This window comes from Pseudobutyrivibrio xylanivorans (assembly GCF_008935055.1).
Classification (GTDB): domain Bacteria; phylum Bacillota; class Clostridia; order Lachnospirales; family Lachnospiraceae; genus Pseudobutyrivibrio; species Pseudobutyrivibrio xylanivorans_A.
On record NZ_CP043028.1, the window covers coordinates 3,092,476 to 3,112,096 of the forward strand.

16 protein-coding genes are annotated in these 19,621 nt (G+C 41.8%); 5 read left to right on the top strand and 11 right to left on the bottom strand.

Annotated features, from left to right (window positions below; translation table 11 throughout):
• Positions 1 to 135 precede the first annotated feature (135 nt).
• The 8 genes from purF to gap all read right to left on the bottom strand — a co-directional run bounded on the left by purF (position 136) and on the right by gap (position 10,662).
• Positions 136 to 1,581, bottom strand: coding sequence for an amidophosphoribosyltransferase (purF, locus tag FXF36_RS13865; protein WP_151625074.1), 1,446 nt, complete (start codon positions 1,579 to 1,581; stop codon positions 136 to 138).
• Between the two features lie 137 nt (positions 1,582 to 1,718).
• The gene (locus FXF36_RS13870) at positions 1,719 to 2,585 is read right to left on the bottom strand and encodes a phosphoribosylaminoimidazolesuccinocarboxamide synthase (RefSeq protein ID WP_151625076.1); all 867 of its coding nucleotides are present in this window, start codon (positions 2,583 to 2,585) and stop codon (positions 1,719 to 1,721) included.
• A 67-nt stretch (positions 2,586 to 2,652) separates the two neighbouring features.
• Positions 2,653 to 4,197, bottom strand: coding sequence for a 2,3-bisphosphoglycerate-independent phosphoglycerate mutase (gpmI, locus tag FXF36_RS13875; RefSeq protein ID WP_151625078.1), 1,545 nt, complete (start codon positions 4,195 to 4,197; stop codon positions 2,653 to 2,655).
• Between the two features lie 42 nt (positions 4,198 to 4,239).
• Positions 4,240 to 5,628: a CapA family protein gene (locus FXF36_RS13880; RefSeq protein WP_151625079.1), complete on the bottom strand. Its 1,389-nt coding sequence runs from the start codon at positions 5,626 to 5,628 to the stop codon at positions 4,240 to 4,242.
• Positions 5,615 to 6,961, bottom strand: coding sequence for a tetratricopeptide repeat protein (locus tag FXF36_RS13885; protein ID WP_151625080.1), 1,347 nt, complete (start codon positions 6,959 to 6,961; stop codon positions 5,615 to 5,617). The genes FXF36_RS13880 and FXF36_RS13885 overlap by 14 nt, the downstream gene beginning before the upstream one ends.
• A gap of 176 nt (positions 6,962 to 7,137) precedes the next feature.
• Positions 7,138 to 7,884, bottom strand: coding sequence for a triose-phosphate isomerase (gene tpiA, locus FXF36_RS13890; RefSeq protein ID WP_151625081.1), 747 nt, complete (start codon positions 7,882 to 7,884; stop codon positions 7,138 to 7,140).
• A gap of 287 nt (positions 7,885 to 8,171) precedes the next feature.
• Entirely contained in the window at positions 8,172 to 9,395 is a 1,224-nt protein-coding gene (locus FXF36_RS13895) for a phosphoglycerate kinase (protein ID WP_151625083.1), read from the bottom strand.
• A 250-nt stretch (positions 9,396 to 9,645) separates the two neighbouring features.
• A complete protein-coding gene (gene gap, locus FXF36_RS13900) occupies positions 9,646 to 10,662 on the bottom strand; it encodes a type I glyceraldehyde-3-phosphate dehydrogenase (protein WP_151625086.1) in 1,017 nt (338 codons plus the stop codon).
• Positions 10,663 to 10,920: 258 nt separating this feature from the next.
• Here gap and FXF36_RS13905 point away from each other — a divergent pair, with 258 nt between their 5' ends.
• Entirely contained in the window at positions 10,921 to 11,709 is a 789-nt protein-coding gene (locus tag FXF36_RS13905; RefSeq protein ID WP_243143519.1) for a histidinol-phosphatase HisJ family protein, read from the top strand.
• Positions 11,710 to 11,751: 42 nt separating this feature from the next.
• Here FXF36_RS13905 and FXF36_RS13910 read toward each other — a convergent pair whose 3' ends face one another.
• From FXF36_RS13910 to FXF36_RS13920, 3 genes are all read right to left on the bottom strand, one after another.
• On the bottom strand, positions 11,752 to 12,543 hold the full coding sequence (locus tag FXF36_RS13910; RefSeq protein WP_151625090.1) for a shikimate kinase: 792 nt from the start codon (positions 12,541 to 12,543) through the stop codon (positions 11,752 to 11,754).
• A 154-nt stretch (positions 12,544 to 12,697) separates the two neighbouring features.
• Positions 12,698 to 14,698, bottom strand: a complete 2,001-nt coding sequence (locus FXF36_RS13915) for an oxidoreductase (protein WP_151625092.1) — start codon at positions 14,696 to 14,698, stop codon at positions 12,698 to 12,700.
• A 137-nt stretch (positions 14,699 to 14,835) separates the two neighbouring features.
• Positions 14,836 to 15,720 carry a LysR family transcriptional regulator gene (locus FXF36_RS13920; RefSeq protein WP_151625094.1) on the bottom strand — a complete coding sequence of 295 codons (885 nt, stop codon included), beginning with the start codon at positions 15,718 to 15,720 and terminating at the stop codon, positions 14,836 to 14,838.
• Between the two features lie 283 nt (positions 15,721 to 16,003).
• Between FXF36_RS13920 and FXF36_RS13925 the strand changes: the two genes are divergently transcribed.
• From FXF36_RS13925 to FXF36_RS13940, 4 genes are all read left to right on the top strand, one after another.
• Positions 16,004 to 16,879, top strand: a complete 876-nt coding sequence (locus tag FXF36_RS13925; RefSeq protein WP_151625095.1) for a shikimate dehydrogenase — start codon at positions 16,004 to 16,006, stop codon at positions 16,877 to 16,879.
• A 39-nt stretch (positions 16,880 to 16,918) separates the two neighbouring features.
• A complete protein-coding gene (locus tag FXF36_RS13930) occupies positions 16,919 to 18,136 on the top strand; it encodes an MFS transporter (RefSeq protein ID WP_151625097.1) in 1,218 nt (405 codons plus the stop codon).
• A gap of 24 nt (positions 18,137 to 18,160) precedes the next feature.
• Positions 18,161 to 18,922 carry a type I 3-dehydroquinate dehydratase gene (aroD, locus tag FXF36_RS13935; protein ID WP_151625099.1) on the top strand — a complete coding sequence of 254 codons (762 nt, stop codon included), beginning with the start codon at positions 18,161 to 18,163 and terminating at the stop codon, positions 18,920 to 18,922.
• Positions 18,923 to 18,996: 74 nt separating this feature from the next.
• On the top strand, positions 18,997 to 19,620 hold the full coding sequence (locus FXF36_RS13940; protein ID WP_151625101.1) for a TRAP transporter small permease: 624 nt from the start codon (positions 18,997 to 18,999) through the stop codon (positions 19,618 to 19,620).
• The last annotated feature ends 1 nt before the right edge of the window (position 19,621 follow it).

Sequence of the window (19,621 nt, forward strand, 5' to 3'; positions counted from 1 at the left end):
ACCGCCAAATGTTACGCTCTCAAGCCTATGTATTACTCCGCTCAGCGTAAAATGCTTCGCTTAAGTAACACATAGAGCTAGATAGCTACATTTGGCTAATATACATAGCGGTAGCCCTATGCAGCGGCTACGACTTTATTTATCGTATTCACCACGGATATCGCGGGTTGGTGGCTCGATTGGGTAGTTTCCGTCGAAGCATCCATGGCATATCTCCATTCCATCTACCATCTCTGATAGTCTGTCGAAGCCAAGGTACGCAAGCGAATCTGCGCCGATAATCGCGCAAATTTCGTCTACTGAATGCTTGTATGCAATGAGCTGCTCACGGCAAGGTACATCTGTACCGAAGTAGCATGGCCATAAGAATGGTGGTGATGAAATACGCACATGAACCTCTGTTGCGCCAGCATCTCGAAGCATCTTAACGATGCGATCAGATGTTGTACCGCGAACAATTGAATCGTCAATCATGATGATTCGCTTGCCATTAACCACCTCACGAAGGGCATTCAGCTTCACCTGAACTGATGATTGTCTGCTGGCCTGCTTAGGCTTAATAAATGTACGTCCCACATAGCTGTTTTTCACGAAAGCTGTGCCATATGGAATACCAGATTCCAATGAATACCCCATTGCAGCTGCATTTCCTGATTCTGGAACGCCTACAACCAAATCTGCCTCCACAGGTGAATCCTGTGCAAGGAAACGTCCGGCCTTGATACGTGACTCATAAACAGAGATTCCGTCGATATCACTATCAGGGCGAGCAAAATAGATGTATTCAAAGATACAACGTCCGTGCTTTTCCTTTGGGACGCATCTGCTCTTGTCAGATTTAATTCCAAAGTCAGGAGAAATTGTAACTATCTCTCCTGGCTCAATATCACGAATATACTCTGCACCAATTGTATCAAGAGCACAGGTCTCTGATGCGATAACATAAGCATTATCACGCTTTCCCAAGCAAAGCGGTCTGAAGCCCTGTGGGTCACGAGCTGCAATGAGCTTACGAGGCGACATAACTACAAGTGAATATGCTCCCTTAATCTTGTCGCAGGTTCTTGCAACAGCCTCTTCAACAGTTGCGCTCTTGAGACGCTCTCTGGCAATAATATATGCAATAGTCTCGGAATCAATAGTAGTCTGGAAAATGGCACCTGTCATAGAAAGCTCATCGCGAAGCTCCTCCGCATTGATAAGATTTCCGTTGTGTGCCATTCCAAGAAGTCCCTTCCAATATGAAAGTACAAGTGGCTGTGCATTCTCACGGCAGGATGAACCTGCGGTAGAATATCTGGTATGTCCAACGCCGATGTCACCATGCATACTCTCAAGGATTTCCTGATTGAATACTTCATTTACAAGGCCCATGTCTTTGTGCAGTGCATAATTACGCTTTGGGCCATTGGTATCTGAAACGGCGATGCCACAGCTCTCCTGCCCTCTATGCTGTAAAGCAAAAAGGCCATAATAAATAGAGGAGGCAACATCTCCGCCATCAAAATCATACATCGCAAAGACGCCGCACTCCTCATGCAGTCCGTCCCATGGAGTATCCTTTAAATTAAAATCTCCCATAAAATCTCCTAATACCTACCGATGCTCACATATTTCTAATTGATTCAGTATCGTTTTCACTATATTCACTGAATCAATAAGAAATATTGTTCACATCTGTTTTCTCTAAGTTCTTATAAAGCTAGTCTTAATATTAACTACACTTCAAGAGACTTGCCTGTAAGAAGTGCATACGCTTCTAAGTACTTAGCAATAGTCTTGTCGATTACATCCTGTGGAAGAAGGTAATCTGACTCTGGATTTGCCTTGAGCCAATCACGTACAAACTGCTTATCGAAAGATGGCTGACCGTGACCTGCCTCATAGCCCTCGAGTGGCCAGAAGCGTGAGCTGTCTGGTGTAAGCATCTCATCAGCAAGAACGATATTACCATCCTCATCAAGACCAAATTCGAACTTTGTATCTGCAATGATAATACCCTTTGTAAGAGCATAATCTGCACACTTCTTGTAAAGAGCAATTGTATTATCACGAAGAGCTGTTGCATACTCCTCTCCGTGGCCTGGGAATTCTTTTTCAAGAACCTCTATAGAACGCTCGAAAGAGATATTTTCATCATGATCACCAATTTCTGCCTTAGTTGATGGAGTGTAGATTGGCTCAGGAAGCTTGTCAGATTCCTGTAGACCAGCTGGAAGCTTTATTCCGCAAACTGTGCCGTTCTCCTTGTAGCTTGCCCAGCCTGATCCTGTGATGTAACCGCGAACGATGCACTCGATAGGAAGCATTGTAAGCTTCTTGCACATCATAGCCTTGCCCTTGTACTCCTCGTTTCTGAAGAATTCAGGCATCTCGTTCACATCAGTTGAAAGCATGTGATTTGGAACGATATCTGAAGTAAGGTCAAACCAAAACTTAGACATCTGGGTAAGAACTGCACCCTTATTAACAATCTTATTCTTTAAAATTACATCGAATGCAGATATACGATCTGTGGCTACCATGATAATGCTATCCCCATTATCGTATACTTCTCTTACTTTTCCCTCTTTAATTGGTTTCATAATCAAATCCTCTCTCTTTTTATTTAGTTTATTTAATTATCCATCCCCCTATAAGGGGGAGAAACAATTATTTCTTAATTAAAAGTGACTTACCAGTCATCTCCGCTGGCTGCTCGAGACCCATGATCTCGATAAGTGTTGGAGCGATATCGCAAAGAGCACCGCCCTCGCGAAGTGTATAAGCCTCATCATAGTTAACTAAGATAAATGGAACAGGATTTGTTGTGTGAGCTGTGTATGGCTCTCCTGTCTCATAATCAATCATCTTATCTGCATTACCGTGGTCAGCACAGATGAACAATGCTCCGTTCACCTCTTTAACTGCCTCAACGGCATCTCCTACAAGTGAGTCTACACGCTCTACAGCCTTTACAGCTGCCTCTATGACGCCAGTATGACCAACCATATCTGGGTTAGCAAAGTTGATTACGATTACATCGTACTTGTCAGACTTGATAGCCTCTACAAGCTTTGCTCCAACCTCTGGTGCCGACATTTCAGGCTTAAGGTCATATGTAGCTACATCCTTTGGTGAGTTAACAAGGATTCTTTCCTCATCCTTGTTAGGCTCCTCAACACCGCCGTTGAAGAAGAATGTAACGTGTGCGTATTTTTCTGTTTCTGCAAGTCTAAGCTGCTTTAATCCATTGTTAGCTAAGAACTCGCCAAATGTATTTGTAATGTTTTCTTTCTCGAAAGCAATGTGCTTGTTAGGGATTGTCTCATCGTAATCCTTGAAGCAAGCATAGTAAAGATTAAGGAACTCTCTGTCGAAGCCTGTGAACTTGTCATCGCAGAAAGCTCTTGTAATTTCACGAGCACGGTCTGGACGGAAGTTGAAGAATACAACTGAGTCGCCGTTCTTCACTACTGAAAGAGGTGTGCCATCAGCGTAAGTGATAACTGTTGGAAGAACGAACTCATCTGTAACTCCATCATCATAAGAAGCCTGCATAGCCTCAGGAACTGAAGTAGCCTTTACGCCCTCGCCCTTAACTAATGAATCGTAAGCCTTCTGAACACGATCCCAGTTGTTATCTCTATCCATTGCATAGTAACGACCAGAAAGTGATGCAATCTTACCAACTCCGATTTCATCCATCTTCTTCTGAAGTGTCTCTAAGAAATCCTTACCAGAAGCTGGTGGAGTATCACGTCCATCAAGGAAAGCATGAACGAAAACTTTGTCGAGGCCGTTCTTCTTGCACATCTCAAGCATTCCATATACGTGCTCGATATGGCTGTGAACACCGCCGTCTGAAAGAAGACCCCAAAGGTGCATGTCTGAATTATTCTTCTTGCAGTTTTCGATAGCTTCAAGTAAAACCTTGTTCTCGAAGAACTCGCCATCGCTAATAGCCTTTGTGATTCTTGTGAGATCCTGGTAGATGATACGGCCTGCGCCGATATTCATGTGACCTACCTCAGAATTTCCCATCTGACCGTCTGGAAGTCCAACGAACATACCAGATGCCTGTCCCTGAACAAATGGACACTCAGCCATAAGCTTGTCCATAACAGGTGTGTTTGCCATTGCGATTGCATTTCCCTTTGGATTTTCGTTGATTCCGTATCCATCGAGAACCATAAGTACTACAGGTTTCTTACTCATAGTAATTCCTCCTTAAATGCCTAGTGTTACTAGTTCATTATTCTATTGTTTTTTTGTAATGTGTCCCCTAGCGTCTATCTGCGCTGAGCTTGATAAACTGTTGAGACTATCTATGATATCGCTATATGCTTTATCGTCTTTGCCAAGCAGGCTTGTGACTCCTGCGCTAAATCTGCAAGGAAGAAAATATGCATTGATACTTCCATCCTTTGATATTCTAACCTGTGCAAGGCCTGTGTTGTAATCTGCAGGCATTGTGCCAGTGATTGAAAACCAATAATTTCCAAGGCTATAGAAAATTGGAACGTCGTCCATATATTCCACAGTCTGAAGGCAATGTGTGTGCCCTCCTATTATAACATCTGCTCCAGCCTCTACAAAGCTTCTTGCAAGTGCCACCTGGTCACCGCCATAATTGGCATTTCCCTCTGTTCCCCAATGTGGAAAAACGATGACATAGTCTGCATTCTGCTTCGCCTCACGAATCACTCCGCAAAAGACTTCAGGATGAAGACATTTGAGAACTCCTGGTGAAACGCCAGTAGCCTCCTGAGTAAAACTAAGTGTGCGCTCGATTTGAGTCGCAGAGCATATTGCTATTTTCCTGCCGCCTATAATGAAATAGACTGGCTTCTTCGCTTCCTCTATGGTTACACCAGCACCCATAAATGGCATTTCAGCCGATTTTAAAGTATCAAGTGTATCAAGAAAGCCTGTCTCACCATAATCAAAAACATGATTATTGGCAATGCTTACAACATCAACTCCAAGCTCATAGAGTAGATTTACTCTGCTAGGAGCACCCCTGAAGGTATATGCCTTTCCTTGAAGTGCTGTACCTCTGGAAGTGTAAGCAAATTCATTATTAACCATCAAGATATCAGCTGATTTCATCTCGCCCAAAAGATTATCAGAAAAACAATCTATAATACCATTTTTCTGATGGTCCATATAGACCGTTGTAGCTACCCCATCAGCTATAGACAAATCTCCGGTGAAATCAAGAATGATATCACCATCGACTTCTTCATCTAATAAATATGTTTTATCGAAAGAATAATTCTGTATTCCTGTACTTTTACAGTATTCATACCAAAGAACATGAATACTTTTGCCTGTGAGCTCATACCAGATATCCGGTGTTTCAAAATTAGCGTAACTAGCAATCTCCTGAATGACTGCATCTCCATATTCCGCTGTAACTAGTGATAAAAAATTCTCGTCAACCGGATGCCCACCAATAAATGCTTTTGTACTGTTATTTAAGATTGTGTCCCAAGCTTCTCCTAAATCGGCAATTTCTATTCGCTCAGGCTCCTTCTCTTTTTCCTTAACAATCTCTGAAGAAACTGATGAATAATCTCTTCCGCAGCCCCCTGCCAAGCATGCAAAGGCTAATAAAATAGTCAAGCAAAACTTACATTTCTTCATTAATCTGTGCCATCACTCGGACAACAGCTTCATTCGCCCCTTCATAACCTGCTGAAGCAGCCATTTCGTAGTAGGATAAAGCTGTCTCCAAATTCCTCTCAACCCCATATCCGTTTTCATAAAGAAAACCTAAATTTACCTGCGCAATAGGATAACCCTGTAATGCCGCAAGCTTCTGATAATAAACAGCAGATGCAAAATCAACATCTACGCCATATCCATTGTAATAAAGATAACCAATCTGATTTAATGCAGGAGCATAATTAAGGTCCGCTGCCTTAAGATAGAACTCCATAGCCTTCTCGTAATCCTTGTCAGCACCTATGCCATTCTCATACATCTGACCGATGTAATAGCTGGCCTTAGGTGAATTGTTGTCAGATGCTGTGGTGAAATACTCAAGTGCAGTCTCTGGATTTGCCTCTACACCATAGCCCTTAACATACATAAGACCAATGGCAATATTTGAAAGATTAATTGCATCTCTATCGTTTAATGCTGTGCTTGAAGACTTTGTAACTCTGTTGTAGTAATCAAAGGCCTTCTTATAGTCCTGAAGAACTCCGATACCCTTCTCATAGATATAGCCAAGATAATAGCCACCATCCAAATCACCAGCCTGCTGTGCAACTGTAAGAAGATCAATTATCTGATCCAGCTCTGTTGGCTCAGCTTCCTCATCTGAATCTGTAGATTTATCATCAGACTTCTTCTCAGTTTTAGCTGAGTCTGTCTTTGTTGCTACTGTCTTTGTTGTTACAGTCTTTGTTGTTTCAGCCTGGACAGTGCTTTTCTCAGTCTGCTCCTGAGAGTTCACAGATGACTCATCTGCTGTGTCCTCAAGACTCTCAGCCTCAGCCAATGCCTCGTAGTCTCCCTGGGCAAGCATAACTCTTGCAAGACCAACCTTTGCATTTACTGAACCATTCTCAATTGCTGTATTAAAAAGCTCTGCCGCTTTATCTAAGTCAACATCCACACCTGCACCTGTCAAATAAAAATAACCAAGTGCGCAGGTACCTTCAACATTTCCGGAATCTGAAGCCATCTGATACCAGGAAAGTGCCTCATAAAAATTCTGCTTGATATCCTCTGTGCCATATTCAAGACTTCGGCCAAGCATAACCTGAGCTTCAGTATCTCCCTCGTAGGCAAGAACCTCTAGCTCGCTGTAAGAAAGGATTGTATAGTCCTCAACCTTCACATCATCAAATGCAACCTGCTCAGTAGTGGCCTGTTCCTCCTCAGTCTTTTCTTCCATTTCCTTAGAACAACCCATAAAAACTACTGCTGATGCGGCTATTAATAAAATCAAACGAAAATTTCGTTTCATAATACCTCCAATTTCGATGGTATAACTCAGTCCATCAGCGCAAATTATATCATAAAAATATGGCAAATAAAATAAAAATAGCGCACCAGATAACTGGTGCGCATGTAAAACTTTAGGAGTTTTTCTTACTTATAATTGACAATTTTAACAAAGTCATTAATAAAACCCACAGAATATTAAGCGTTAACAATCTTACCAAAGTCTGGCTTAAGTGAAGCACCACCGATAAGACCGCCATCGATGTTTGGCTTGCTAAGAAGCTCAGCAGCGTTTGAAGCGTTCATAGATCCGCCGTACTGAATACGAACAGCCTCTGCTGTAGCATCATCATAAAGCTTAGCGATAAGCTCACGGATGAATGCGCAAACCTCTTCAGCCTGATCAGCTGTAGCTGTCTCACCTGTACCGATAGCCCAGATTGGCTCGTAAGCGATAACAAGGTTCTTTACCTGGTCAGCTGTAACACCTGAAAGATCCCAAGTGATCTGACGCTCGATCCACTCCTTGTATGTGTCAGCCTTGCGAAGTGCAAGAGACTCACCACAGCAAAGAATTGGTGTAAGACCAGCAGCGAATGCCTTCTTAACCTTTGCATTGATAAGGATATCGTTCTCACCGAAGATATCTCTTCTCTCTGAGTGTCCCATGATAACGTACTTAACACCAGCGTCTACAAGCATAGGAGCTGAAATCTCGCCTGTGAAAGCACCCTTATCCTCGATGTAGAAGTTCTCAGCACCAACGTTTACGTTTGTGCCCTTAACAGCCTCTACTACAGGAACGATGTCGATTGCAGGTACGCAGTAAACTACGTCTACATCATCGTTCTTTACTAAATCCTTAAGCTCAGCAACAAGCTTTACAGCCTCAGAAGGTGTCATATTCATCTTCCAGTTGCCGGCAATAATTCTTCTTCTTGCCATAATTTACCTCTTTTCTCGCCTATCCCCTTCTGAATAACACACACTCTATCAGACACGCTTTCGCTCTTATTCGCTCGTTGCCCTACATAAGATGCCACTTCGTGCCATCTAAGTAGGGACGGCTCATCAAGGTCTGATATGAGTATGTTTTATTCCTTCGGGACTAGGCTACTTTAAGTATTATTTTAAAAATTTGGATTTTGCTTTAGTACAAGGCAGCAAATGCGACGCTGTACTATGTACTGCGAGACATTTGCTAACGCAGTAATCAAGCAAAATACGGATTTTTATTTGTCGTCTGCTGCGTAAACGCCTGGAAGCTCCTTACCCTCAAGGAACTCAAGAGAAGCTCCACCACCTGTAGAGATGTGACTCATCTTGTCAGCGAATCCCATCTGGTTAACAGCTGCTGCCGAATCACCACCACCGATGATTGTTGTAGCATCTGTCTCAGCAAGTGCCTTAGCAACTGCCTCTGTACCTACAGCAAGTGCTGGGTTCTCGAAAAGACCCATTGGTCCGTTCCAAAGAACTGTCTTAGCTGTCTTAACCTTCTCAGAGAAAAGAGCAACTGTCTTAGGTCCGATATCGCAACCCTCTCTGTCAGCTGGCATGTTCTCTGTATCGTATGTAATGCACTCTACTGGAGCATCGATTGGATCTGGGAACTCAGCGATTGTTACAGCATCGAGTGGAAGAAGGATTTCCTTACCCATGCTCTTTGCCTTCTCAAGCATCTCCTTGCAGTAATCAAGCTTAGAATCATCGCAAAGTGATGTACCGATTTCGTATCCCATAGCCTTCTGGAATGTGTAAGACATACCACCACCGATGATGAGTGTGTCACACTTCTCAAGAAGGTTGTTGATAACGTTGAGCTTATCAGCTACCTTTGCACCACCAAGAATTGCTACGAATGGACGTACTGGATTCTCAACAGCGTTGCCAAGGAAGTCGATTTCCTTCTGCATAAGGTATCCAACTACGTTAGAACCACCCTTAGCTGTGATGAACTTTGTAACACCAGCTACAGAAGCGTGTGCTCTGTGTGATGAACCAAAAGCGTCACATACATAATCATCAGCAAGATCAGCAAGCTCCTTAGAGAAAGCCTCACCGTTCTTTGTCTCTTCCTCGCCACGGAAACGAGTATTCTGAAGAAGAACTACATCTCCCTCGTTCATAGCCTCAACTGCCTTTGTAGCAGCCTCGCCTGTTACGTTGTAATCAGCTACGAATGTAACTTCCTTGCCAAGCTTCTCAGAAAGACGCTTTGCTACTGGAGCAAGTGACTCGCCCTCGTTAGGACCATTCTTAACCTTTCCAAGGTGTGAGCAAAGGATAACCTTTCCACCATCAGCAATAAGCTTCTGGATTGTTGGAAGAGCTGCACGGATACGAGTATCATCTGTAATCTCGCCAGCCTTAAGTGGTACGTTGAAATCACAACGAACAAGAACGCGACGGCCCTTTACGTTGATGTCATCAACTGTCTTCTTGTTTAATGCCATTATTCTATTCCTCCTTAATAAATCCAAGTCCGCCAGTTACGGTCACAAGCCTTAGAATCCGTCGGTTACGCCTACAAGCCATAGATATCTCCGCTCAACGACATGTTTCGCTTGAGATACCTATGAGCTTGATGGCTACCGACTCATTGCAAGCTTGTTACCTACTAGCTCACTTAAATATCTAAAATAAAAAGGGGTTCGGTCCATAAGGACCGGACCCCTAAAAAAGTCGTTAAATTCGATAGACGAATTAAGCTAACTCTGAGAAGTACTTGATTGTACGTACCATCTGAGATGTGTAGCTGTTCTCGTTATCATACCAAGAAACAACCTGTACCTCGTACTGATCATCAGAAACCTTAGAAACCATTGTCTGTGTAGCATCGAAGAGAGAACCAAATCTCATACCTACGATATCTGAAGAAACGATTTCATCCTCGTTGTAACCGAATGACTCGTTAGCTGCTGCCTTCATAGCTGCGTTGATACCCTCAACTGTAACATCAGCCTTGTTTACAACTGCTGTAAGGATTGTTGTAGAACCTGTTGGTGTAGGAACACGCTGAGCAGATCCGATAAGCTTTCCGTTAAGCTCTGGGATAACAAGACCGATAGCCTTTGCTGCACCTGTTGAGTTAGGAACGATGTTAACTGCTGCTGCACGTGAACGACGAAGATCACCCTTTCTCTGTGGGCCATCAAGTGTCATCTGATCACCTGTGTAAGCGTGGATTGTTACCATGATACCAGACTGGATTGGAGCGTACTTGTTAAGTGCGTCAGCCATAGGTGCTAAGCAGTTTGTTGTACATGAAGCTGCTGAAATGATTGTATCAGAAGCCTTAAGTGTCTCATGGTTTGTATTGTAAACGATTGTAGGAAGATCGTTTCCTGCTGGGGCAGAAATAACAACCTTTCTAGCACCTGCATTGATATGAGCCTGTGCCTTTTCCTTTGATGTGTAGAATCCTGAGCACTCAAGAACTACATCAACCTTAAGCTCACCCCATGGGCAATTGTTTGCATCTGGGAATGCGTAGATTTTGATTTCCTTACCGCAAACGATGATTGAATCGTCTGTGCATGAAACCTCATCTGCATGCTCGTACTTTCCCTGTGATGAATCATACTTTAAAAGATGTGCTAACATCTTTGGGCTAGTTAAGTCGTTGATTGCTACTACTTCGTAACCTTCTGCGCCGAACATCTGACGGAATGCAAGACGTCCGATACGGCCAAAACCGTTGATTGCTACTCTTACTGCCATTTTTAAATCCTCCTAAAGATTCTTTTAAAAAATTTTTTCTGAGGCACTCTCAAAAAAGCGCCCCGTATGTACTACATTTTAAACAAAACCAATTTCAAATTCAACCCCAAAATCAAATATTGTTAAAATTTTCTCAAACTCGTGCATTTTATTATATATTCGCTAGTTTTACCCTTTTTGTTGTGTTAAAATAATGGCTAATTTCAGACAAGTCATATTATTCAGAAAGGAATCTTAGAAATGTTTTGGGATAATCACATGCACACGAACTTTTCCGGAGACTCTGACGCAGCGCCAATCGATATGATAAAGGCTGCAAAGGCGAAAGGTCTTAGAGGAATTACTTTTACTGACCATTTAGATTTAGGTTATCCGGAGGAATACGGTTTCTTCGATTTAGATTTAGGAAACTACTATCCTACTCATCATAAGCTTGCAATTGAAAATTCCGATGAGGATTTTACTGTTCTTACAGGGCTTGAGGTTGGACTTCAGCCATGGGCAAGAGACGAGAACGAGAAAATTGTTTCAGACCATCCTTATGATTTTATTATAGGAAGCACTCATCTGATTGATAAACTTGACCCTTATTTTGAATCCAGTTGGGAAGGAATCACTCCTGCTAACTTGATGAAAAGATACTACGAGTGTGTTTACGAAAATATTACCAGGTTCAACAATTTCGATACTGTCGGGCATTTGGACTACGCTTTCCGCTACGCCAAGAATACGGATGTAAAGAACAATTCCTACGAACCCTATAAAGATATTGTCGATGAAATTCTAAAGCACATTATCAAGAAAGATAAAGCGTTGGAAATAAACACCTCCGGTCTTCGAAAGGGAATGAATTATCCAAACCCTCACAAGGATATTGTAAAGCGCTACAAAGAGCTTGGTGGCAAGCTTATCACCCTCGGTGCAGATGCTCACAAGCCTGAAGATATAGCCGCTGATTTTGATTTCCTTCCAGATTTCATGAAGGACTGCGGTTTCAATGAATATGTTGTTTTCAAAAACAGAAAGCCTGAGGCCTATCCTATTTAGGATATGTCCCAGGCTTTTCTTCCCTATATCTGTTCCCTGTTTTTATTTGTTTTCAGCATCAAATTTCAAAAGAGCATTTACAAGCTCCTCGCATATTTCCAATTCTGTCTTATTATCTGTTTCTATGATAATATCAGCAGCTGCTACATATTTCTCACGACGCTTCAGCATCAGCTCCTCAATAAATTCAACATTCTTATTATTCTCAATAAGAGGTCTGTCATGGCTGTCCTTTACTCTTTCAAGAATAGTCTCTGGCTTTGCTGTAAGAAGTACAACTCGTCCGTTCTTCTTCATCTCAACCACATTGCACTCTCTCATTGGAGTACCACCGCCGCAGGAAATAACTACATTGTGTTTAGTCTGCATCTCCTTCAGAAGATTAGTCTCCGCATTTCTGAAATGCTCCTCGCCGTACACTTCAAAAATGTCTGAAATGCTCATCCCCTCTCTGTCGGAAATAACCTGATCCATCTCAACAACATCCATGGCAAAACAGGTGCTTAGGAAGTCTGAAATTGTAGTCTTGCCTGCCCCCATAAAACCAATCAGTACAATATTGTAATTGAACAGGTGACGCGCCTGAATTCTCTTTGAATTTTCTACAATACTCTTAAAAACATTCTGTACTTCCTTGCCGTGACGCTTTCCCTCAAGCCTTTCTGAAAGCCATTTATCCCTCTTCTCATCCTGCTCAGGCTGAAGAATCTGAAGGCCCTTAGCCTCCTTATATGCCATAATCTCCTCAACGATGCTATTTCTCATCAGAAGAGCATTAAGAATTATCTCATCATTTTGACGTAGGTGTTCACGTAGTATTTTAAGCTGGTCCATTACATCTTCTCCTTTTAATCTGGTTCTTGAAGTGCAAGACACTTCTATTTTCTAATCACTTTAGTACTTTAAATTGTAACACTAATATTAACAAAAAAACAGACAGATTGAAACCTAAAATTTCAACCTGTCTGCAATTATTTTAGACTAAATCTTAAAGAAAGTCATGTCTCTCAAGAACCTTGATGATATCACGTCCCTCTTCTGTACCCTCTATGATACGACGTGCGCGTTTAGAATCACCAATGTTGTAAATCTCAACATCTGTATCAGCAAATGCCTCCTCAAGGTCATTGATGATAGGTGTGTTAGCTCTCATACCAAGGCATACGAAACCATAATCGAAGTCAATGTTCTCGATGTTGCCCTCTGGAGTCTTAACGATAAACTTGTCGTTGCAAACCTCCTGAAGAGCTGTGTTTGTCATCTGACGAACATTGTACTTCTTCATCTTTGCAGCTGTATCGCACTTTGTAATAGGATCAAGACCATTACCAATGATTGGAAGCATCTCGATGATAGTAACCTCGCAACCTCTCTCTGTAAAGAATTCCATTACATCAAGACCTACGGCGCCACCACCAACTACAGCAACCTTCTTACCCTTCATATCCTCTGGGTAATCATTGATTCTCTCAATCATCTTGATAACTGTAGCAACATTTGAATCATCCTTATCAACAAGATCCATAAGACCTGTGATTGGAGGAAGTGTTGGGTTTGAACCTGTTGCATTTACAATGATATCAGGCTTGAATCCCTTAACCTGCTCTACTGTTGTATCATTATTTGTAAAGATGAAAAGATTCTTAAGCTTTCTAGCACGATTAATCATATATGTAGGGAAGTCTGCAAGTCTCTTCTTATCAGGAATCTTTGAAATCTGTACAGAAAGACCACCGAGCTCACTCTTCTTCTCGAGAAGGAATGTTGTACATCCAACCTCTGCTGCTGTACATGCAGCCTCAAGACCAGCAGTACCACCACCTACTACAACAACGTTGCATGGCTTGTTAATCTTTCTCTTATAGTACTCATCATTTGCATTAACTGCAGGATTAACTGTACATCTGATTGGAATGTTAAGACCAATTCTGTGGCCAGCACAACCTACGTTACATGAGATACACTTTCTAAGCTCGTCTTCTCTATTAAACTCTACCTTGTTTACCCAAGCTGGATCTGCGATAAGTCCACGACCCATACCGATAAGATCTGCTTCACCCTTTTCAAGGATTTCCTCAGCGACCTTAGGATCACGAATATTCCCCATTGTTACACATGGCTTGCCATACTTTTCCTTAACAGCCTTTGCCATGTATGATCTCCATCCATCTGGAAGATAGTTTGCATCAATCTGGTACTGGATAGAGCCATTAAGACCAGCTGAAACATCAAATACATCAACCTCTTCCTGGAAATACTGAAGATAATCAAGTGTATCCTCAAGTGTATTGCCACCTTCCATAAACTCTTCTGCAGAAATACGAACGAAGATTGGGAAGAATGGTCCTACCTGCTTTCTTACCTCTTCGATAACAAGCTTTGCAAAACGAGCACGGTTTTCAGCAGAGCCGCCGAACTCATCAGTACGCTTATTAGTTGTAGGTGAAAGGAACTGGCTAAGAAGGTATGAATGACCTGCATGAATCTCAACACAGTCAAAACCTGCAGTCTGAGCACGCTTTGCAGCCTCACCATACTTCTTTACGATTTCATAAATCTCTTCCTTCTCAAGTGGACGTGGAATCTCTCCGCCAGCCTTTGAAGGGATATCTGATGCAGAAACTGGCTGCATTCCTGTACGAGCAGAAACAGCAGATGCACCTGCATGGTTAATCTGAATACCTACGCAAGCACCATGTTTGTGCATTCTCTCAGTAAAATACCATAAACGTGGGATGTAATTATCATGATCAATTCTAAGCTGGGTTGTACCATTTGAACCCTGTGGTGAGAATACACTGGCATTCTCTACCATTAAAAGACCTGTGCCGCCCTTGGCACGCTGCTCATAATAATCGATATGCACGAAAGTCATCTCACCATTCTGATCACCATAGTTTGTTCCCATTGGTGTCATCATGATACGATTCTTCAGTGTCATACGACGGATTGTGAGTGGTTCAAAAATGTGTGGATACTTATTTCTCATATTAGACGCTCCTATTAAATAAACAATTATTTATGTAGAGCTATTCAGAATTTAAAAAACAAAAGCGGGCATGCTTTTCCTTAAGGAAAGTATAATCCCGCTTTAACATATAAATCCAATACATTTTTTGTAAATCATCAATGCATTGAATGTACTAATATAAAATCTATCATACGCTGAACCGCCGGCATTTGGTATCTTCCCTTCATATATGCCATGTAAACAGTGTGTGAAATGTACTGTTCCGTTGCGAGCTTCCTTATAGAAACATCATCTCTATGTATAGAAGTAACGTCTGCAACAAGGGCAATTCCGAAGTCTGCCGCCACCAGTGATGCTATTCCATTTTCGTCTGGCGATTCGCATATAAAATTTGGTTCCACATCATTATGAGTAAAGAAATCTCTTGTAAGACGTCCCAATCCAGAATTTCTTGTATACCCCAAAACAGGATACTGTGCAAATGCTTTCGCATCGATGAGCTCATACTGCTCCAACGGATGTCCCTTTGGCATAATAACCACAAGTTCCTGTTGCATAACAGGGATAAACTTGATATTCGGCTCATCCTTTACAAAAGAGCCAAAGATAATATCGTAATTTCCTGCCTTTAATCCTTCTATATTTTTAGAGGTTATATCCTGATGAAAATTAAAAGTAACCGAATGGTTCTTATCTTCTAATAGGAAAGCTCTACACATATTTGGAATAAATGAACCTGCAAGAGGTGCAACATAGGCAAGATCAATATGACCACCTGAGCCTGAAAGCTGGTGCATCTTTCTATCGCACTGATTCACCTCACGCAAAATCTTGTCAACGTGCTCAAAGAAAATATCTCCAGTCTTTGTAAGCACAACATTTCTACCTGTCTTTTCAAACAATACAACCCCAAGCTCACTCTCAAGCGACGCAATAGAACGGCTCAAGGATGGCTCCGAAATATGAAGCTTCTCAGCCGCCTGGTTGAAATGCTGAAGCTTTGCTGCCTCATAAAAGTAAGTAAGCTGATTAAGTGTCATTCCAACTCCTTTCGTATCCCTTTATTGTATCCCTTTATCATAGAAGGAATCACATTTTATTCATAAAAATGCACAATCTGTTCACAAACCGATTACTCTATATAGGTAATATTACCATAATCAGTACATTTATGCTATCAATTTCACGCAATATAAGTATTGGAAGTTTTCTATTAATACCTTTACAATAATATACATAGAGACTGTTAAGAATTTAACAATTTAACTAGCGGGCACTGTTAAAAAGCAAATTCTTAATAAACACTTTTGGAGGAAATGAATAATGGCAGAAAGAATCACTGGCCACACCGAACTCATCGGTCTTATGGCCTATCCAATCAGACACTCAAGCTCACCAGCTATGCACAACGAGGCATTTGCTTATCTCGGTCTCGACTATGCATATCTTGCATTTGAGGTAGACAACAGCACACTTGAGGATGCAGTTAAGGGTATCCGCGCACTTAAGCTTGTTGGCTCAAACGTATCAATGCCAAACAAGACTGTTGTTGGACAGTATCTTGACAAGCTCTCTCCTGCAGCTGAGCTTTGCGGCGCTGTAAACACTATCACAAATGAGAATGGTGTTCTTACAGGTCACATCACAGATGGTATTGGTTACATGCAGTCACTTAAGGATTATGATATCGATGTAATCGGAAAGAAAATGACTATCGTAGGTTGCGGTGGTGCTGGTACAGCTATCCAGATTCAGGCTGCTCTTGATGGTGTTAAAGAATTATCTATCTTCAACATCAAGGATGCATTCTGGGACAAGGCACAGGAAACAGTTGACAAGATCAATGACAGAACAGATTGTAAGGCAACTCTTTACGATCTTGCAGATAAAGAAGCTCTCAGACGCGAAATCGCAGACAGCTACCTTCTTGCAAACGCAACAGGTATGGGCATGAAGCCTCTCGAGGGTCAGACATGGCTTCCAGATACTTCTTATCTTCGTCCAGACCTTATCGTTACTGATACAGTTTACGCACCAGCTAAGACAAAGTTCTTAGAGATGGCTGAGGAAGTTGGCTGTAAGAAGATGAACGGTCTTGGTATGATGCTCTTCCAGGGTGCTGCTGGCTTCAAGCTTTGGACAGGCCAGGATATGCCAATCGAGCATATGAAGGAAGTACTTGGAATTAAGTACGAGTAATCATAGTTGATTCCATTTTTAATAATGAAAGGAAATCTCATGGGAACTAATTCAAAAGCAAAATATTATCCTGCAGCTTTAATTCTCTATTTGAACTATTTTATTCATGGAGTAGGCTGCTCAATCCTTGGACAATCAGTTATCAAAGAGGCTCTTGCTACTAGCTGGGGCGTTGAGGTAATGTCAATCACAGCTATTTCAGCTGCACTTGGTCTTGGAAGACTTATCGCACTTCCTTTTGCCGGACCTCTTTCAGATAAGCTTGGTCGTCGCATTTCTGTAGTTATCGGTGGTTGCTCTTACGCAATCTATGTTATCGGTCTTGCACTCGCATTCAATGCTGGTACAAACGGCGGTTATCAGATTGCTTACATCTGCGCTATCGTTGGTGGTATTGCAAACTCATTCCTTGATACTGGTATTTACCCAGCTGTTGCTGAAATTATCAGCGATGCTCCTGGTATTGCTACAATGGGAATCAAGTTCTTTATCGCAATCTCACAGATGCTTCTTCCATTCTTCCTTGGAATGACAGTTGCAACAAATGCTGCTGGTTTAGTAAGCTACAACAGACTTTTCTATATCTGTGGTATTGGCTACATTATCTTAGTAGTACTTATTTTCATCCTTCCACTTCCAGATTCAGATGCAGCTGCAGCTGAAAAGAAGGAAGGACTTATCGCAAGCTTAAAGAAGACTCACTTCTCTATCGAGTCAATTGCGATGATTCTTATTGGTTTCACATGTACAGGTACATTCCAGTTATGGCTTAACTGTGCACAGAACTATGCTAAGACAAATGTTGGTTGGGAAGATCCTTCAATCATGCAGACCTTCTACTCAACAGGTACAATCCTTGCTCTTATTGTTACATCTATCCTTACACGCAAGATCAAGGATGTTCGTTTCATCGTAGTTTACCCAATTATTTGTCTTGCTACTTTGATTCTTGTTCTTATGGCTCCATCACAGGGCATGATGAAGGTTGCAGCATTCGCTATCGGTTGGGCCGGAGCAGGCGGACTTCTTCAGATTGCAACATCTGTATGTAACATGCTCTTCCCTAAAATCAAGGGTACCGTTACAGCACTTGTTATGATTGCTTCATCACTTTGCAACTACACTATCCTTACAGCTGCTTCAGCTATGACACCTTCAGGCGTTATGGTTATGAACATTGTTCTTACAGCTATCGGTGTTGCTCTTGGTATCTTCGTAAACTTAAGATATACTAAGATGGTAGAAGCTAATTCATAAACTTACTAATTAGAGGAAACAATTATGAATACAGTTAAAATTAGAAATGTAGTACTTGGCGAGGGCGTTCCAAAGATTTGCGTACCTATCGTTGCTAAGACAAAGGAAGATATCCTTGCTGCAGCAAATTCCTTCAATGGAGTTGCTCACGACGTTGTTGAATGGCGTGTTGACTGGTTCGACGGCGTATTCGAATTTGACAAGGTTGAGGACGTTCTTAAGGACCTTAGAGTTGCTTTAGGTGACACTCCTCTCCTCTTCACTTTCAGAACCTCAAACGAGGGCGGCGAGAAGTCTATCGAGAAGAACGTTTACGCTGAACTTAATAAGAAGGCTGCTGCTACTGGTCTTGTTGATTTAGTAGACGTTGAGGTCTTCACAGGTGATGATATCGTTAAGGATATCGTTGCTGAGGCTCACAAGAATAACGTTAAGGTTGTTGCTTCAAATCACGATTTTGATAAGACACCTGACAAGGACGATATCGTTTCAAGACTTCGCAAGATGCAGGAGCTTGGAGCTGATATTCCAAAGATTGCTGTTATGCCTACCTGCCGCAAGGATGTTGTTACACTCCTTAGCGCGACACAGGAAATGGCTGATAACTATGCAGACCGTCCAATCATTACAATGTCAATGGCTGGCACAGGTCTTGTAAGCCGTCTTTGTGGCGAAGCTTTCGGTTCAGCACTTACTTTTGGTGCTGTTGGAAAGGCTTCTGCTCCAGGTCAGATGAACGCTTCTGATCTTTCAACAATACTTAATCTTATACATGAGTCAATGTAATCATTAAGCATTTATAGGGCAATTTGTGTAAATGCACAAGTTGCCCTTTTGAATATAAGGGGACTTGGAATCACATGAAACGTATCTTTTTCTTTATTGACGAATATCTCGAAGAGTTTATCATGGTTGTTCTTCTCATTGCTATGAGCATTATCATGGGCATCCAAATCTTCTGTCGCTATATTCTAGGAGCTTCTCTCTCATGGTCTGAAGAAATCACCCGTTATCTTTTTATCTGGTCTGCATTTTTTTCTGTAAGTCTTTGCACCAAGAAATGTATCTCAATCAAAATCGACCAGTTTATCCGTGCTTTTCAGCCAAGAGGAAAGGCTTTATTTAAGGTACTAAACCTTACAATCGAGTTTGTATTTTTTGTATATCTCATTCCTTTCGCATATCGTTATCTTATCTCAACGATTGAAAGCGGACAGGTATCTCCTGCCTGCGGTATTCCTATGTACTTTGTGCAGTCAGCACCTCTTGTGTGCTTTACACTTTGCGCCATCAGAATCCTCGAAAGATGGTTCCTTGAATGGCACAACGTTATTTATCGCGAAGAATTAAAAACCTGGCCTTCTCATCTCAAGCAAATTGAGGAGCGCGAAAAGCATAAAATCGAAATGAACTCTCTCCTTTCACAGGAGAATTTTAATAAAGAAATACTTGAAAACGCAGAATCTGAAGAAGGGAGAAAGTAGA

Coding starts and splice junctions, on each gene's coding strand:
- FXF36_RS13930 (WP_151625097.1), top strand. CDS start 16,919: ATGGGAACTAATTCAAAAGCAAAATATTATCCTGCAGCTTTAATTCTC.
- tpiA (WP_151625081.1), bottom strand. CDS start 7,884: ATGGCAAGAAGAAGAATTATTGCCGGCAACTGGAAGATGAATATGACA.
- gap (WP_151625086.1), bottom strand. CDS start 10,662: ATGGCAGTAAGAGTAGCAATCAACGGTTTTGGCCGTATCGGACGTCTT.
- FXF36_RS13905 (WP_243143519.1), top strand. CDS start 10,921: ATGCACACGAACTTTTCCGGAGACTCTGACGCAGCGCCAATCGATATG.
- gpmI (WP_151625078.1), bottom strand. CDS start 4,197: ATGAGTAAGAAACCTGTAGTACTTATGGTTCTCGATGGATACGGAATC.
- FXF36_RS13940 (WP_151625101.1), top strand. CDS start 18,997: ATGAAACGTATCTTTTTCTTTATTGACGAATATCTCGAAGAGTTTATC.
- FXF36_RS13870 (WP_151625076.1), bottom strand. CDS start 2,585: ATGAAACCAATTAAAGAGGGAAAAGTAAGAGAAGTATACGATAATGGG.
- aroD (WP_151625099.1), top strand. CDS start 18,161: ATGAATACAGTTAAAATTAGAAATGTAGTACTTGGCGAGGGCGTTCCA.
- FXF36_RS13910 (WP_151625090.1), bottom strand. CDS start 12,543: ATGGACCAGCTTAAAATACTACGTGAACACCTACGTCAAAATGATGAG.
- FXF36_RS13915 (WP_151625092.1), bottom strand. CDS start 14,698: ATGAGAAATAAGTATCCACACATTTTTGAACCACTCACAATCCGTCGT.
- FXF36_RS13895 (WP_151625083.1), bottom strand. CDS start 9,395: ATGGCATTAAACAAGAAGACAGTTGATGACATCAACGTAAAGGGCCGT.
- purF (WP_151625074.1), bottom strand. CDS start 1,581: ATGGGAGATTTTAATTTAAAGGATACTCCATGGGACGGACTGCATGAG.
- FXF36_RS13925 (WP_151625095.1), top strand. CDS start 16,004: ATGGCAGAAAGAATCACTGGCCACACCGAACTCATCGGTCTTATGGCC.
- FXF36_RS13920 (WP_151625094.1), bottom strand. CDS start 15,720: ATGACACTTAATCAGCTTACTTACTTTTATGAGGCAGCAAAGCTTCAG.
- FXF36_RS13880 (WP_151625079.1), bottom strand. CDS start 5,628: ATGAAGAAATGTAAGTTTTGCTTGACTATTTTATTAGCCTTTGCATGC.
- FXF36_RS13885 (WP_151625080.1), bottom strand. CDS start 6,961: ATGAAACGAAATTTTCGTTTGATTTTATTAATAGCCGCATCAGCAGTA.